Consider the following 14,126-nt stretch of genomic DNA (forward strand, 5'->3'; position numbering starts at 1 on the left):
ACTCAGCGCCCCTGAAGGTGCGCGGAGCTGGTCCGGGCCGAGCCGAGCTTGGCGTAGAGCTTGGCGCCTGGGCAGTCGGTGGCGTACCCGTCCCTGTGGCCGGAGATCACGTTCAGTCGTACGTTCTTCCCCTTTGGGTAGAGATTGCCACCCCCGGACTTCAGATATGTCTTTCCCTTCGGATTGGCCCCGGAGAGCCCGAGTTTCCACGCGGTGAGCTTGGCGATGCCGGTCACGGCGGCCGCGGGCGGCTTGTGCGAACCGAAGGTGCCGATCACCGCGATACCCGTGCTGTTGTTGTTGAACCCGAGGGTGTGGGCGCCCCTGACGGCCTTCGCCGCTCCCCCGGCGCGGCCCTCGTAGATGGTTCCGCACTTGTCGACGAGGAAGTTGTAGCCGATGTCCCGCCAGCCCATGCTCACGACGTGGTAGCGGTAGATACTGCGGATGACGGACGGGGCGTCGGAGCAGCGGTAACCGTTGCCGGAGTCGGTGTGGTGGACGAAGGCCGCCTTGACCTTCCCCGTGTAGACGAACCCCTTCTCGCGCAGCGACTCGTCGGCGCCCCAGCCGCGGCGGGTGACGATCCTCGGGCGCGGTCCGATGTGCGGCTTCGCGACCGGGGCGGTGCCGCCGTTGAGCTCGCGCAGTTCGCGTTCGGTGTCCGCCCGGCTGAGCGCGGGGATCTCGGTGGCGGCGAAGGACACGAGGTCGGCGTTGACCGCGGCCGCCGAGTCGGCCCCGGTGTCGGTGCGCGGGCTGTCACCGGGCAGGCCCTCGGAGGGGGCCTCGTCGCCGGGGTCGACGAGTTCGAGGCGCAGGCCGGCCGGGAGCAGGTCGCGTCCGACGCCGGGGCCGGGGCCGGCCTTGGCGCGTACGCGTACGTCGACTCCGTCCGAGGCGCCCACCCACAGAGGTGCGGTGGCGCCGTGCACCCGGCCGGAGGCGGCCTCCGCCGTGTCCGGGTCGGCACCGTGGTCGGCGTTGTGCGTGTCGACGTCCTGCCAGCCCGACCAGTCGCCGGTGGCGGCGGACCGGGTGCGGACCTGGACCTGGCCGAGCAGTTCGGTTCCGGGCTTGTCCCAGATGACGCCGACGAGTGAGAAACGCCGCAGGTCGGTGCGGTACGCGCCCTGTTCGGGGGCCTGGCCGAGGACTCGCTCGCGGGTGCGGGGGGTGAGGGGCAGCGACTGGGTGCTGCCGGAGAGGGCCGTGGTGTCGGAGCGGGCAGTGGTCGTCGTGGCCCGGTCCGCGGGTGCGGCGACCGCGGACGGCACGTTCAGCACGGCCGGCGGGAGGGTGAGGGCCGCCGCGCAGGTGACGCCGATCGAGCAAGTCAGGAATCCACGCATGCCCCCGATCTTGAACACAGTCAGATGAAAGTGCCCATTGGGGAACTGACGGCCCGTCGGCAACCGCTACGCCGAACCGGTGGCCCCGCCGGCCGGTGCGGGCGCCGGGCGCGGCGTACCCTTGCGCGGGTGAACGCCACCGATCGCACCCCTGCCGACCTGCTGCGTTCCGCGCTCGCCGCGGATCCCGGACGCCCCCTGGTGACCTTCTACGACGACGCGACGGGCGAACGCGTCGAATTGTCCGTGGCCACCTTCGCCAATTGGGTGGCGAAGACGGCGAATCTGTTGCAGACCGATCTCGCGGCGGGGCCGGGCGACCGGGTCGCCCTGCTGCTGCCCGCGCACTGGCAGACGGCTGTATGGCTGCTGGCCTGTTCGTCGGTGGGTGCGATCGCCGACGTGGCCGGGGAGCCGGCGGCGGCCGACGTGGTCGTCAGCGGTCCGGACTCGCTGGAGGCGGCGCGGGCGTGCCGGGGGGAGCGGGTCGCTCTCGCGCTGCGGCCGCTGGGCGGGCGGTTCCCGCGGGTGCCGGAGGGGTTCGTCGACTATGCCGTCGAGGTGCCGAGTCAGGGGGACCGGTTCGTGCCGTTCTCCCCGGTGGATCCGGAGGAGCCCGCGCTGATCGTCGCGGGGGCGGAGCTGAGTGGCGCCGAGGTCGTGGAGCGGGCGCTCGGGGACGCGGCGGGGCTGGATCTGACCGGGCCGGGGTCGAGGTTGCTGTCGGGGCTGGGGTACGACACGTGGGAGGGGCTGAGCGCGGGGTTGTACGCGCCGCTCGCGGTGGGGGGGTCGGTGGTGCTGTGCCGGCATCTGGGGGAGCTGGGGGAGGAAGGGGTCGCGAAGCGGATCGAGAGTGAGCGGGTTACGGCTTCCGCTCGCTGAGGTGGCGTTTCGGCTGCGACTGGGTGGGGGCCGTTCGCGCAGTTCCCCGCGCCCCCAAAAAGGTCGGACCAGGCACCCCCGTCAGCAGCCGGCCACCCCCTTAACAAGACCAGGCACCCCAGCCAGCAACCGGCCGCCCCCTTAACAAGACCAGGCACCCCCGGCCAGCAACCAGCCGCCCCCTTTGGCAAGACCAGGCACCCCCGGCCAGCAGCCGGCCGCTTCACGAGGTCAGTTGTCCGCCGCTGCGCCCTGTCGCCCCCCGGCAGGGTCAGCCACCCGCATCACCCCCCGCCACCCCTCGGTGGGACCGCTCACCCGCGTGGACCAGTTACCCCGGCTTCGGCTCTCGTCGCAAGGCACTGTTGAGGAGTGACCGACGTCGTAGGGGCATCCGCCACCGGGTCCGGGCTTGCCCGGCGGCGGCGTCGGCGTTGGGTGCGGGGGGTGGCGCTCGGGGTCGGCGTGGTGCTGGTCGGGGCCGTCGGCGGCGGCTGGGCGCTGTACGCCAAGCTGAGCCACAACATCACCGCCGACGAGGCGGCCGAGGCCGAGCTCGCCCGGTACGAGCGGGAGCGGCCCACCGCGCTGGTGCGGGGCGCGCAGAACATCCTGCTCATCGGGTCGGACACCCGCGCCGGGGGCGGCAACGGCCGCTACGGCAAGGACTCGGGCACCGAACGCTCCGACACGACCATCCTGCTGCACCTCGCCCGCGACCGGCGCAGCGCCACCGCGGTCTCGCTGCCCCGGGACCTGATGGTGCACGTGCCCGGCTGCCTGCGCGCGGACGGGCGGCGCACCGAGCCCTCGTTCACGTTGTTCAACTCGGCCTTCGAGATGGGGGGTTCGGCCTGCACCATCCGTACCGTGGAGAAGCTCACGGACATCCGGATCGATCACCATGTCGTCGTCGACTTCAGCGGGTTCAAGGACATGGTCGACGCGATCGACGGGGTTCCGGTGTGCCTGAAGAAGCCGATCGACGACAAGGCGGCGAAGCTGCGGCTGCCCGCCGGACGGGTCACCCTCGACGGGGAGCAGGCTCTGGGGTACGTGCGGGTGCGCAAGTCGCTCGGGGACGGCAGTGACACCGGGCGGATGGACCGCCAGCAGCAGTTTCTCGGGGCGCTCGTCAACAAGGTGCAGAGCAGTGACGTACTGCTGAATCCGGCGAAGCTCTACCCGCTGCTGGACGCCGCGACGTCCGCGCTCACCACCGATCCGGAGCTGGCCAGTCTGCGCGGGCTGTACCAGCTGGTCCGCGGGTTGCGGGACGTCCCGACCGACCAGGTGCAGTTCCTCACCGTGCCGCGGGAACCTTATGTGTACGACTCCAACCGGGACCAGCTGGTGGCGGGCAAGGCCGACGCGCTGTTCACGCTGCTGCGGGCGGACCGGCCGGTGAAGGTCGCCAGGAAGAGCGCTTCCTCCGCCGGGGACTCCTCGGCGTCCGCGTTTCGCGGCAACACCGCCGCCGAGGACAGGTGCGAGTAAAGCACGCGCCAAGGCGGCGAACTTCCGTGCTGTTCGTTGTCAGTTAAATGAGATGGATTGCCCGGTTGTAGGGAGGATGAATTTGTCACTGGCGTCACTCGACGCTGAACTGGGCGGATAGTGTGAGCGCTCCGGTGCATCCGGCCGCGAGGTCCGTCCTGGGGTCGCGCACCGCGAAACGTGACCGAGCGTCTTGGTGGGGGGAAGGCGCCGCGTGGCCCCGACGGAGGATTCGGACAACCGTGGACGCGCAAGGCCGTGGGCGGGCGGACAACATCGATCCCGCAGACCAGTGGGTGCTCAATCCGAACACCGGTGAATACGAACTGCGACTGACGCCTTCCGCACCGCAGTCGCCGGTGCCCGGACCGCGCAGGCCGGACTCGCCGGGCGCCGGCGCGCGTGGCACCCGGGAGACCGCGGGACCGGAGATCCCGGGGCAGCGCAGGCGGCGCGCCGAGCCCGAGCCGCCGGCGGGGCGGCGCTCGCGGCGGCAGCCGGTGAAGAGGAAGTCGAAGGCCAAGAAGGTCCTGCTCTGGACCGGCGGGACGATGGCCTTCGTGCTGGTCGCCGCCTCGGCCGCCGGCTACCTGTACATCAAGCACCTCAACGACAACATCACGTCCGTCTCCGACGACGGCGCGAGCACCGGTGGCTTCAGCAAGGACAAGGCCATCAACCTGCTGATCATCGGCACCGACAAGCGGACGGGCTCGGGCAACGAGGGCTACGGCGACGCCGGCAGCGTCGGGCACGCCGACACCACGATCCTGCTGCACATCTCCAAGGACCGCTCGAACGCCACCGCGTTGAGCATCCCGCGCGACCTCATCGTCGACGTGCCCGACTGCCAGACGCAGCAGTCGGACGGGAGCGAGAAGGTCATCGCGGGCACCGAGAACGTCCGGTTCAACACCAGCCTCGGCCAGGACGGCCGTACGGCCAGCTGCACCGTGCGCACGGTGACCGAGCTGACCGGGATCCAGGCCGACAACTTCATGGTGGCCGACTTCAACGCGGTCAAGACGCTGACCGACGCGGTCGACGGCGTCGAGGTCTGCCTCGGCAAGGACATCGACGACAAGCAGTCGCATCTGAAGCTGTCCAAGGGCACCCACAAGATCTCCGGCGAGACCGCGCTGGCGTTCGTGCGCACCCGGCACTCGGTCGGCTTCGGCGGTGACCTGAGCCGGATCCAGCTCCAGCAGCAGTTCCTGAGCGCCCTGATGCGCAAGCTCAGCTCCAACTCGACGCTCACCAGCCCGACCAAGCTGCTGAAGCTGGCCGAGGTCGGCACCAAGGCGCTCACCGTCGACTCCCAGCTGGACAGCATCGGCAAGCTGAAGGACCTCGGTCTGGAGCTCGGCAAGCTCAACCCGAAGAACCTGACCTTCACCACCATCCCGGTGCTGGACAACCCGGCGGAGAAGGTGAAGGCGACCGTCGTGCTCAACGAGACGAAGGCCCCCGCCGTCTTCCAGGCGATCAAGGACGACGTCTCCTTCACGGCCGTCAAGAAGAAGCAGGCGCAGGCCGGCAAGGACGCGGCCGCCGCCCGCCTGGAGGGCAGCAAGTCCGCGGCCTCCGCGGTGCGGGTGCGGATCCTCAACGGCGGGGCCCCGCCCGGCAGCGCCCAGGAGACCCTCAGCTGGCTGCAGAACCAGGAGGGCGTCCTCAAGTCGGAGAACGCCGGCAACGCGGACGCCGAACTCAGCAAGACCACCCTGGAGTACGCGCCCGACCAGGCCGATCAGGCGCGCGAACTGGCCAGTCTCATGGGGCTGTCCGGGTCGGCCATGAAGCCCGGCAAGAGCGTGGTCAACTCCCAGGGCCTGCCCGCGATCACCCTGACCCTGGGCAAGGACTTCCAGGGGGCGGGGGTCTCCCTCACCACTCCGACGAAGGCGCCGGACGTGGACAGCAAGACGACGGCGGACAAGGTGACCTGCGCCAAGTAGGTCGGTGCAACGGTGAGTTACGCCGCGCGTGCGTCAAGTAACAGCGAATAAGCAGGTAACCCTATGGGTCCGTCACGCGTCTAACCGGGCGCGGGGCGGACCCGTGTGGTCCGTGTGACGTCCGACGGGGGGGCGTGGCGGCGGGCCCGTGCGCGCAGGGCGCAGGGTGGGGAGGGCAGGGCGTTGACGCAGAGCGATGTGCGGGGGGAGGTGCCTGCGGTCGAGGACACGATGTCCCTCGCACCGAAGGCACACAGGGCACCGAAGGCACCAGGCGCGCCTGGCGGCACCGGCGGCGGGTCTCGCAGGGGCGGCCCGAACGGCGGCCGGGGGAAGCGCGGCCGGCGGGTGCTGCGCTGGTCGGCGACCGTGCTGTCGGTGGTGATCCTCGGTACGGCCGGCGCCGGCTACCTCTACTACCAGCACCTGAACGGCAACATCCAGAAGGGCCGGCGCGACATCGGCGACGCCAAGGCGCGCAAGACGGCGGCCAACGCGGCCGGTCAGACGCCGCTGAACATCCTGCTGATCGGTTCCGACAGCCGTAACTCCGACGAGAACGTGAAGCTCGGCGGCGCCAAGTACGACCGGGGCAGCCCGCCGCTCGGCGACGTGCAGATGCTGATCCACCTGTCGGCGGACCGGAAGAGCGCGGCGATGGTGAGCATCCCCCGGGACACCCGCGTCGACATTCCCAAGTGCACGGACCCGAAGACCGGCAAGGTGTACCCGGCGACCAACACCATCATCAACGAGTCGCTGGCCCGCGGCGGCGCCGGCTGCACGCTGGCCACCTGGGAGAACCTCACCGGGGTCTACATCGACCACTGGATCACGATCGACTTCGCGGGCGTGGTGAAGATGGCGGACGCCATCGGCGGCGTCGACGTCTGTGTGAACCAGAACGTGTGGGACCGGCCGACGGCCGCGGTGTCCGGCGGCTCCGGGCTGAAGATGACGGCCGGCACGCACAAGGTGAAGGGCGAGCAGGCCCTGCAGTGGCTGCGCACCCGGCACGCCTGGGGCAGCGACCCGCTGCGGGCCAAGGCCCAGCACATGTACCTGAACTCGATGATCCGGACGCTGAAGGGGCAGAACGTCTTCACCGACACCGGCAGGCTGATGGACCTGGCCGAGGCGGCCACCAAGTCGCTGACGGTCTCCGAGGAGATCGGCACCCCGAAGAAGCTCTACGACCTGGGCATGCAGCTCAAGTCGGTACCGACGGACCGCATCACCTCGCTCACGATGCCGAACCTCCAGGACCCGCAGAACAAGGACCACCTCGTACCGGACACCGCCAACGCCGACAAGATGTGGCAGATGCTCCGCGACGACGTGGCGTTCGACAAGAACGGCGGCGCCGAGAAGGACAAGAAGAAGACCACGGCGAGCACCCAGCCCACCAAGGAGCCGTCCGTCTCCGCGGGCAGCCTCGGCGTGCAGGTGCGCAACGCCACCGGTACCGCCACCGAGGCCGCGGTCCCCGGCCGGGCCCGGACGCTCGCCCAGGAGCTGGCCGCCAAGGGCTACACCAGGGCGGCGGCGGACACCTCGGGAGCCGCGGAGTCGGTGGAGAAGACGGTGGTCCAGTACCCGAGCGCGGACCTGGAGGGCGACGCCCAGGCGGCCGCCAAGGCGCTGGGCATCCCCACGAGCCAGGTGCAGCAGACCACCGATGTGTCAGGGGTCACGCTCGTCGTCGGCGCCGACTGGCGGGAGGGGACGGCGTACCCGAAGCAGTCCGCACCGAAGGCCGGTGACCTGCCGGAGAACACCGACGCGATCAACGGTTCGGACACCAAGCAGTGCATGGACGTGTACGCGCCCTATCGCTGGTAGCGGGAGCACACAGGTCCGCACAGGCAGGCACAGCTGACTCCTAAACCTCTGCATGACACTGCCGCCGTGCCCCGGTGCCCGGGAGTTCCGGGTGCGGTGGCGGGTGCGAGCGGGAGGGCGGGCAAGGTGGTGCGCAGCAGTGTGCGGGGGGAGGTGTCCGACGTGGTGTCGGTCGAGGACACCACGTCTCTCGAGCCCCGGGACGGCGGGGCCCGGCGGAGCAGACGCGGGGCGGAGAGCGGGGACCGCAGGCGCCGCAGACGCCGGGTCGTGCGCTGGTCGGCCTCGGTCCTGACGCTGGCCCTGGCCGGCACCGCCACCGCCGGGTACCTGTACTACGAGCACCTCAACGGCAACATCAAGAAGGAGTCCCTGAACATCGGGGACGCCAAGGACCGCGCCACGAAGGCAAAGGCGAACGCGGCCGGTCAGACCCCGCTGAACATCCTGCTGATCGGCTCCGACGCCCGGGACACCGCAGAGAACCAGAAGCTGGGCGGCGCCCGGGACATCGGGACCGCGGCCCGCGCCGACGTCCAGATGCTGCTGCATGTGTCGGCCGACCGCACCAACATGTCGGTGGTGTCCATGCCCCGCGACACCTTGGTGGACATCCCCAAGTGCACCGACGCCAAGACCGGCAAGGTGTACGCGGCCACCGACGACACGATGACCAACGCCTCGCTGGAACGCGGCGGTCCCGGCTGCACGGTGGCCACCTGGGAGAAGCTCACCGGCATCCACATCGACCACTTCATGATGGTCGACTTCTCGGGCGTGGTGTCCATGGCGGACGCGATCGGCGGGGTGCCGGTGTGCGTGGACGCCAACATCTACTCGCACACCTCCACCGGCCACGGCTCCGGTCTGAAGCTGAAGAAGGGCACCACCTCCGTCAAGGGCAAGCAGGCCCTGCAGTGGCTGCGCACCCGCTACGGCTTCGAGGACGGCAGCGACATTGCCCGGACCAAGGCCCAGCACATGTACATGAACTCGATGGTCCGCCGGCTGCGCTCCAACGCCACCCTCTCCAACCCCGACAAGCTCCTGGGGCTCGCCGAGACCGCCACCAAGGCGCTCACGGTCGACACCGGCCTCGGCTCGGTCACCAAGCTCTACGACCTGAGCAAGGAGCTGAAGAAGGTCCCCACCGACCGCATCACCATGACGACGATGCCGTTCGTGTACTCCTCCGACGGCAACCGCGTCCTGCCCAAGCCCACCGACGCGGCCAAGCTGTGGCGGCTGGTCCGCGAGGACGTCGCGCTGGACGGCAAGGACAAGAAGAAGACGACGACGGCCACGACGCAGGTCACCGACAAGGCGGCCGCCGACGACAGGATCGCCGTACAGGTGCAGAACGGCACGGAGAGCGGCACCGGGTCCGCGGTCACCGGCCGGGCCGCCGCCGTCACCGAACTGCTCGTCGGCAAGGGCTTCACGAAGGCGGCGGCCGACACCTCGGCGCCGCTGAGCGAGGACCGGACGCTGGTGCGCTATCCGAGCGCGGACCTCGCGGGCGACGCCCAGCGGGTCGCGAAGGTCCTGGGCATCCCCACCGGCCAGGTGAAGAAGTCCACCGCCGTCGACGGCGTCACGCTGGTCGTCGGCGCCGACTGGCGCTCGGGCAGCAAGTACACCGCCGACGACGACACCACCCCGGAGTCGGCGAACGCCCTCAACGCCGCGGACACCACGGCGTGCATGCACGTCGACCCGGACTACACCTGGTGAAGCCCGGGATGCCGGTGCTCAGTTCGTGGCGGACGGGCTGAGCACCGCGGGCCGGCGGGACGCGATGACCCGCTTCGCCAGCGACCTGGGGCTGGTCAGGAAGCCGTACCCCCACGACATGTGCATGGTGGCGAGGGCGACCGGAATCCGCAGCCGTGCCTTCAGCGGCAGCCCCTTGCCGGCCGGGAGTGACCCGGCGACGATCGCCGCGAGATAGCCGCCCGGGACCACGAGGCCGAACGGGGTGACCAGCGCCCCGACGACGATCCCCGCGGCTATCGCGCACACCGCCACCGGCGGGGCGAGGTAGCGCAGGTTGATGGAGCCCTCGTGGTAGCGGGCGACGACGTGCCGCCAACGGCCGTAGTCCTTGTACTGCTTGGCGAGCGCCCGCACGCTCGGCCGCGGCCGGTACGACACCTTCAGCTCCGGCGAGAACCAGATCAGCCCGCCGGCCTCGCGGATCCGGAAGTTCAGCTCCCAGTCCTGGGCGCGGATGAACTCCTCGTTGTAGCCACCCTGTTGCTCCAGCGCCTCGCGCCGGAAGACACCGAGGTAGACCGTCTCGGCGGGACCGGCCTGCCCGCCCGTGTGGAAGGCCGCGTTCCCGACGCCGATCTTCGAGGTCATGGCCGCCGCGACCGCGTGCTCCCAGTCGTTCTCGCCCTCGGCGTGCATGATGCCGCCGACGTTCATCGCGCCGGTCTCCTCCAGGAGCCGCACCGCGGTGGCGATGTAGTTCGGCGAGAGCATGCCGTGGCCGTCGACGCGGACCACGATCGGGTGCCGGGAGGCCTTGATCGCGGCGTTCAGCGCGGCCGGGGTGCGCCCGGTCGGGTTCGGGACGGTGTGCACGCGCGGGTCCTCGGCCACGAGCGCGGCGGCGATCTCGTCCGTGCGGTCCCTGGACGGACCGAGGGCGATGACGACCTCCAGCTCGCCGGCGTACTCCTGCGCGAGGATCGCTTGGACGGCCCCGCGCAGATGCCGCTCCTCGTCGAGGACGGGCATGATCACAGAGACTGCGGGGTGCCGCACGTCGGGCTTGGCGTTCATAGGAGGCTCACGTTACCGCGAACGGGGGACACCGGTGCGCGCCGCATCGGCGGTACCGCGGGCTGAAGGTCGTATCGGCCTACCGTGCTCACGGATCCCACGTACGGCCTCGTCCGGAGGTGTCCTTTGTCCGCCAGCCCGCCCCGGTCCCCCGCCCGGCCCGCCCCGCCGGAGCGCAGACCGCAGCCCACCCGTCAGGCCCCGCGGCCGCCGGTACGACCCGCAAGGCCCCGGCGGCCGCGCTGGGCCATGCGGGCGGTCACCACACTCTCGGTGGTGGTGCTGGCGTCGGCCGGGATCGGACACTCGGTGATGGCCGGCCTGGACGCGGACATCGCCCGGGTCGACCCCTTCAAGGACATGAAGAACCGGCCCGCCGCCGGCCACGGCATGAACGTCCTGCTGGTCGGCACCGACGGCCGCGACAAGATCACCGAACGGGAGCGGCGCAAGTACCGGCTGGGCGGGGCGCCCTGCCACTGCACCGACACGATCATGATCGTGCACATCTCGGCGGACCGGGAGCGGGCCACCGTGGTCAGCCTGCCGCGCGACTCGTACGCCGAGATCCCGGCCCGTGTGGACGAGACGACGCACCGCACCTACCCGGCCCACCCCATCAAGCTGAACGCGGCCTACGCGGAGGGCGGCCCGCAGCTGACCGTCCGCACGGTCGAGGACATGACCCACCTGAAGATCGACCACTACCTGGAGGTCGACTTCATCACGTTCATGCGGACCGTCGACGTGCTCGGCGGGGTCCAGGTCTGCACCGCCCTGCCGTTGAAGGACTCCTACACCGGCCTGAACCTCTCCCCCGGCACGCACACCCTGGGCGGCGGCCAGGCCCTGCAGTACGTCCGCGCCCGGCACATCGACGCGGCGAGCGACCTGGGCCGGATGAAGCGGCAGCAGCGGTTCCTGGCGTCGCTGATCGAGCGGGCGACGTCGAGCGGGGTGCTGCTCAACCCGATCCGGTTCCGGGACGTGACGCGGGCGGTGCTGGGGTCGGTACGGGCGGACACCGGGTTCGGCACGGACGAGCTGCTGGACCTCGGCCGGGCGATGCGCAACTTCTCCCCGTCCTCGTCCGAGTTCACGACCGTCCCCATCGGGCAGCTGGCGTACCCCGTGAAGGGCATCGGCTCGACGCTGAAGTGGGACCGGGCCGGGTCCGACCGGCTGTTCCGGTCCCTGCGCGACGACCAGCCGCTCGCACCCGCACCGGCGCCGGCGCCCGCGGCGTCGCCGAAGCCGCAGGGGCCGCCGCCGGCGACGGTGGAGGTGGCGCCGGCCACGATCCGGGTGCAGGTGGAGAACGGCACGGCCACGGCGGGGGTGGCGCGGCGGATGGACGCGGCGCTGGCGGCGACGGGCTTCGCGACGAACCACCGGCCGGTGGCGGCCGCGCACCGCGACCTGAAGCGGACGGTGGTCTCCTTCGACCCGCGCTGGGACCGCTCGGCCCGGTCCCTGGCGGCGGCGCTCCCGGGCAGCGAGCTGCGGGCCGTGCCGGGGCTCGGCCCGGTGCTGCGGGTGACGGTGGGCGCGGACTTCAAGGGGGCGGTGCGGAAGGTACGGGTGGACGAGCCGGCACCGCAGGGAGCCGCTTCTGTCATCCGGGGGGACGAGAAGGTCTGCTGAGGGGTCGTGTTTCGGCTGCCGGCCGGTGGGGGCTGGTCGCGCAGTTCCCCGCGCCCCTAAAAGAAGGGGCGCTGCAGTGCGCCCCTTCAGGGGCGCGGGGAACTGCGCGACCAGCCACGACGGCGCCGCACCCGGCCGACGACCGCCGCCCTAGTCCGCGTACCCCTCCGCCACCCTGCGTTCGCGCAGCTCACGGATCTCCCGGCGCCTCGCCAGCCGGTGCGTGCGCCTGATCTGGGCCTCCTGGTAGCGCCGGCGGTCCCGGTCCGTCTCCGGCAGGACCGGCGGTACCCGGCGCGGCTTGCCGTCCGCGTCGACCGCCGCGAAGACGAGGTAGGCCGAGCCGACCTGGGTGGCGGGGGTCGACTCGTTCCAGCGCTCGGCGAGGACCCGGACCCCCACCTCCATCGACGTCCGGCCGGTCCAGTTGACCTGGGCCTTGACGTGGACGAGGTCGCCGACGCGGACCGGCTCCAGGAACACCATCTCGTCCATGGACGCGGTGACGGCGGGACCGCCCGAGTGGCGCCCGGCGACCGCGCCCGCCGCGTCGTCCACGAGCTTCATGATCACACCGCCGTGCACCGTCCCGAGGAGGTTGGTGTCACTGTGGGTCATGATGTGGCTCAGCGTGGTCCGGGACGCGGACGTCGGCTTGCCGGGTATATCGGATTCCGCCTCGGGGGCCTGGTCTGTCATGGCCCCCACCTTATGCCGAGGCGGCAATCGCGGAATTTGTGTCGGGTTCGCAACAGCGGTGCCCTGATTTTCCTACGGCCCTTGTAAGAGGCACAGTGGCTGCCTGCACACTGGGGCCCATGAACGAATGGCCCGAGGGATGGTCGGACGGCAACCGCGGCAACCAATACGGCCGCGGTAGTGCGGGCGCGCAGCCTGAGGGCGCCCGCGTGATGCGCCAGGTACGGCGCGGAGAGCCGTCGGCGCCGCCGTACGGCGCCCCGCAGCAGGGCGGCGGCGGGTACGCCGGCGTCCCGCAGCAGCCGTCGTACAACGACGGGTACGACGGCGGTGGCGGGTACGACGGCTTCGACAGCGGCTACAACACCGGCCAGGTCTACGGCGGCGGCCCGGGGGGCGGTGGCCCCTCCGGCACGCGTGAGCGCGAACCGCGTCCGGCTCCCAACTGGCGCAAGCGGATCAAGTGGACCGCGATCGTCGTGGTGAGTGTGCTGGTCGTCACATCCGTCGCGACCTACTTCTGGGCCGACTCCAAGCTGCACCGGGACGTCGACCTGTCCAAGGTGATCGACCGGCCGGCGGCGGGCAAGGGCACCAACTACCTGATCGTCGGTTCCGACAGCCGCAAGGGCATGTCGGCAGACGAGAAGAAGAAGCTGCACACGGGGTCGGCCGAGGGCCAGCGCACCGACTCGATGATGATCCTGCACGTCGGCGACAACGGCGACACCCTGGTCTCGCTCCCCCGTGACTCGAACGTGGTGATCCCCTCCTACAAGGGGTCCACGTCCGGCAAGGTCTACCCGAACACCGGCCGCCAGACGAAGCTGAACGCGGCCTACGCCGAGGACGGCCCGACCCTCCTCGTCCGCACGGTCGAGTACAACACCGGCCTGCACATCGACCACTACGTGGAGATCGGCTTCGCCGGCTTCGCGGACATAGTGGACGCGGTCGGCGGTGTCACGATCACCATCGACAAGGGCTTCAAGGACAGCTACTCGGGCGCGAACTTCAAGGCGGGCAAGCAGACCCTGAACGGCGAGGAGGCCCTGGCCTTCGTCCGTACCCGGCACGCCTTCGCCGCGTCCGACCTGCAGCGCACCAAGAACCAGCAGAAGTTCCTGGCCGCCCTGGCCCACCAGGTGGCCACCCCGTCGACGATCCTGAACCCCTTCAAGCTCTACCCCACCCTCGGCGCGGGCCTGGACTCCCTCACCGTCGACAAGGACATGAGCCTGTGGGACCTGGCGTCGATGTTCTTCGCGATGAAGGACGTCAACGGCGGCAACGGCACCTCGATGAACATGCCGGTCTCCGGCTCCACCGGCGGCAACCTCGTCTGGGACAAGGCGAAGGTGAAGACGCTGGTCGACGAGTTGAAGAACGACCAGAAGGTCACCGTCAGCGGCAACTAGGCCGGGGCGGCGGCGAGCGGCACCACATGGGGAAGGGCCCG

At 70.7% G+C, this 14,126-nt stretch carries 10 protein-coding genes; 7 read left to right on the forward strand and 3 right to left on the reverse strand.

Annotated elements, in window-relative coordinates:
• Positions 1 to 2 precede the first annotated feature (2 nt).
• Positions 3 to 1,352, reverse strand: a complete 1,350-nt coding sequence (locus ACFY0K_RS13940; RefSeq protein ID WP_390640027.1) for a peptidoglycan recognition protein — start codon at positions 1,350 to 1,352, stop codon at positions 3 to 5.
• A gap of 129 nt (positions 1,353 to 1,481) precedes the next feature.
• Between ACFY0K_RS13940 and ACFY0K_RS13945 the strand changes: the two genes are divergently transcribed.
• The 5 genes from ACFY0K_RS13945 (at position 1,482) to ACFY0K_RS13965 (ending at position 9,268) form a co-directional block, all read left to right on the forward strand.
• Positions 1,482 to 2,237, forward strand: coding sequence for a TIGR03089 family protein (locus tag ACFY0K_RS13945; RefSeq protein WP_351961769.1), 756 nt, complete (start codon positions 1,482 to 1,484; stop codon positions 2,235 to 2,237).
• A 372-nt stretch (positions 2,238 to 2,609) separates the two neighbouring features.
• Entirely contained in the window at positions 2,610 to 3,734 is a 1,125-nt protein-coding gene (locus ACFY0K_RS13950; RefSeq protein WP_390640028.1) for an LCP family protein, read from the forward strand.
• A gap of 242 nt (positions 3,735 to 3,976) precedes the next feature.
• On the forward strand, positions 3,977 to 5,692 hold the full coding sequence (locus ACFY0K_RS13955; RefSeq protein WP_390640029.1) for an LCP family protein: 1,716 nt from the start codon (positions 3,977 to 3,979) through the stop codon (positions 5,690 to 5,692).
• Between the two features lie 231 nt (positions 5,693 to 5,923).
• Positions 5,924 to 7,534 (forward strand): LCP family protein, encoded by a 1,611-nt coding sequence (locus ACFY0K_RS13960; RefSeq protein ID WP_390640030.1) that lies wholly within the window; start codon positions 5,924 to 5,926, stop codon positions 7,532 to 7,534.
• 126 nt (positions 7,535 to 7,660) lie between these two features.
• Positions 7,661 to 9,268: an LCP family protein gene (locus ACFY0K_RS13965; RefSeq protein WP_390640031.1), complete on the forward strand. Its 1,608-nt coding sequence runs from the start codon at positions 7,661 to 7,663 to the stop codon at positions 9,266 to 9,268.
• Positions 9,269 to 9,286: 18 nt separating this feature from the next.
• Here ACFY0K_RS13965 and ACFY0K_RS13970 read toward each other — a convergent pair whose 3' ends face one another.
• On the reverse strand, positions 9,287 to 10,324 hold the full coding sequence (locus ACFY0K_RS13970; RefSeq protein WP_390640032.1) for a glycosyltransferase family 2 protein: 1,038 nt from the start codon (positions 10,322 to 10,324) through the stop codon (positions 9,287 to 9,289).
• 249 nt (positions 10,325 to 10,573) lie between these two features.
• On the opposite strand from ACFY0K_RS13970, the gene ACFY0K_RS13975 reads away from it, so the two are divergent.
• On the forward strand, positions 10,574 to 11,968 hold the full coding sequence (locus tag ACFY0K_RS13975; RefSeq protein ID WP_390640033.1) for an LCP family protein: 1,395 nt from the start codon (positions 10,574 to 10,576) through the stop codon (positions 11,966 to 11,968).
• 150 nt (positions 11,969 to 12,118) lie between these two features.
• On the opposite strand, the gene ACFY0K_RS13980 is transcribed toward ACFY0K_RS13975, so the two are convergent.
• On the reverse strand, positions 12,119 to 12,667 hold the full coding sequence (locus tag ACFY0K_RS13980; protein ID WP_351961775.1) for an acyl-CoA thioesterase: 549 nt from the start codon (positions 12,665 to 12,667) through the stop codon (positions 12,119 to 12,121).
• A gap of 119 nt (positions 12,668 to 12,786) precedes the next feature.
• Here ACFY0K_RS13980 and ACFY0K_RS13985 point away from each other — a divergent pair, with 119 nt between their 5' ends.
• Positions 12,787 to 14,085, forward strand: a complete 1,299-nt coding sequence (locus tag ACFY0K_RS13985) for an LCP family protein (protein ID WP_390640034.1) — start codon at positions 12,787 to 12,789, stop codon at positions 14,083 to 14,085.
• Positions 14,086 to 14,126: the final 41 nt, after the last annotated feature.

Source organism: Streptomyces sp. NPDC001507 (assembly GCF_042894765.1).
Lineage (GTDB): Bacteria > Actinomycetota > Actinomycetes > Streptomycetales > Streptomycetaceae > Streptomyces.

Excerpts from the sequence above, each read along its gene's own strand:
- ACFY0K_RS13940 (WP_390640027.1), bottom strand. The coding sequence starts at position 1,352 with ATGCGTGGATTCCTGACTTGCTCGATCGGCGTCACCTGCGCGGCGGCC.
- ACFY0K_RS13985 (WP_390640034.1), top strand. The coding sequence starts at position 12,787 with ATGAACGAATGGCCCGAGGGATGGTCGGACGGCAACCGCGGCAACCAA.
- ACFY0K_RS13970 (WP_390640032.1), bottom strand. The coding sequence starts at position 10,324 with ATGAACGCCAAGCCCGACGTGCGGCACCCCGCAGTCTCTGTGATCATG.
- ACFY0K_RS13960 (WP_390640030.1), top strand. The coding sequence starts at position 5,924 with ATGTCCCTCGCACCGAAGGCACACAGGGCACCGAAGGCACCAGGCGCG.
- ACFY0K_RS13980 (WP_351961775.1), bottom strand. The coding sequence starts at position 12,667 with ATGACAGACCAGGCCCCCGAGGCGGAATCCGATATACCCGGCAAGCCG.
- ACFY0K_RS13975 (WP_390640033.1), top strand. The coding sequence starts at position 10,574 with ATGCGGGCGGTCACCACACTCTCGGTGGTGGTGCTGGCGTCGGCCGGG.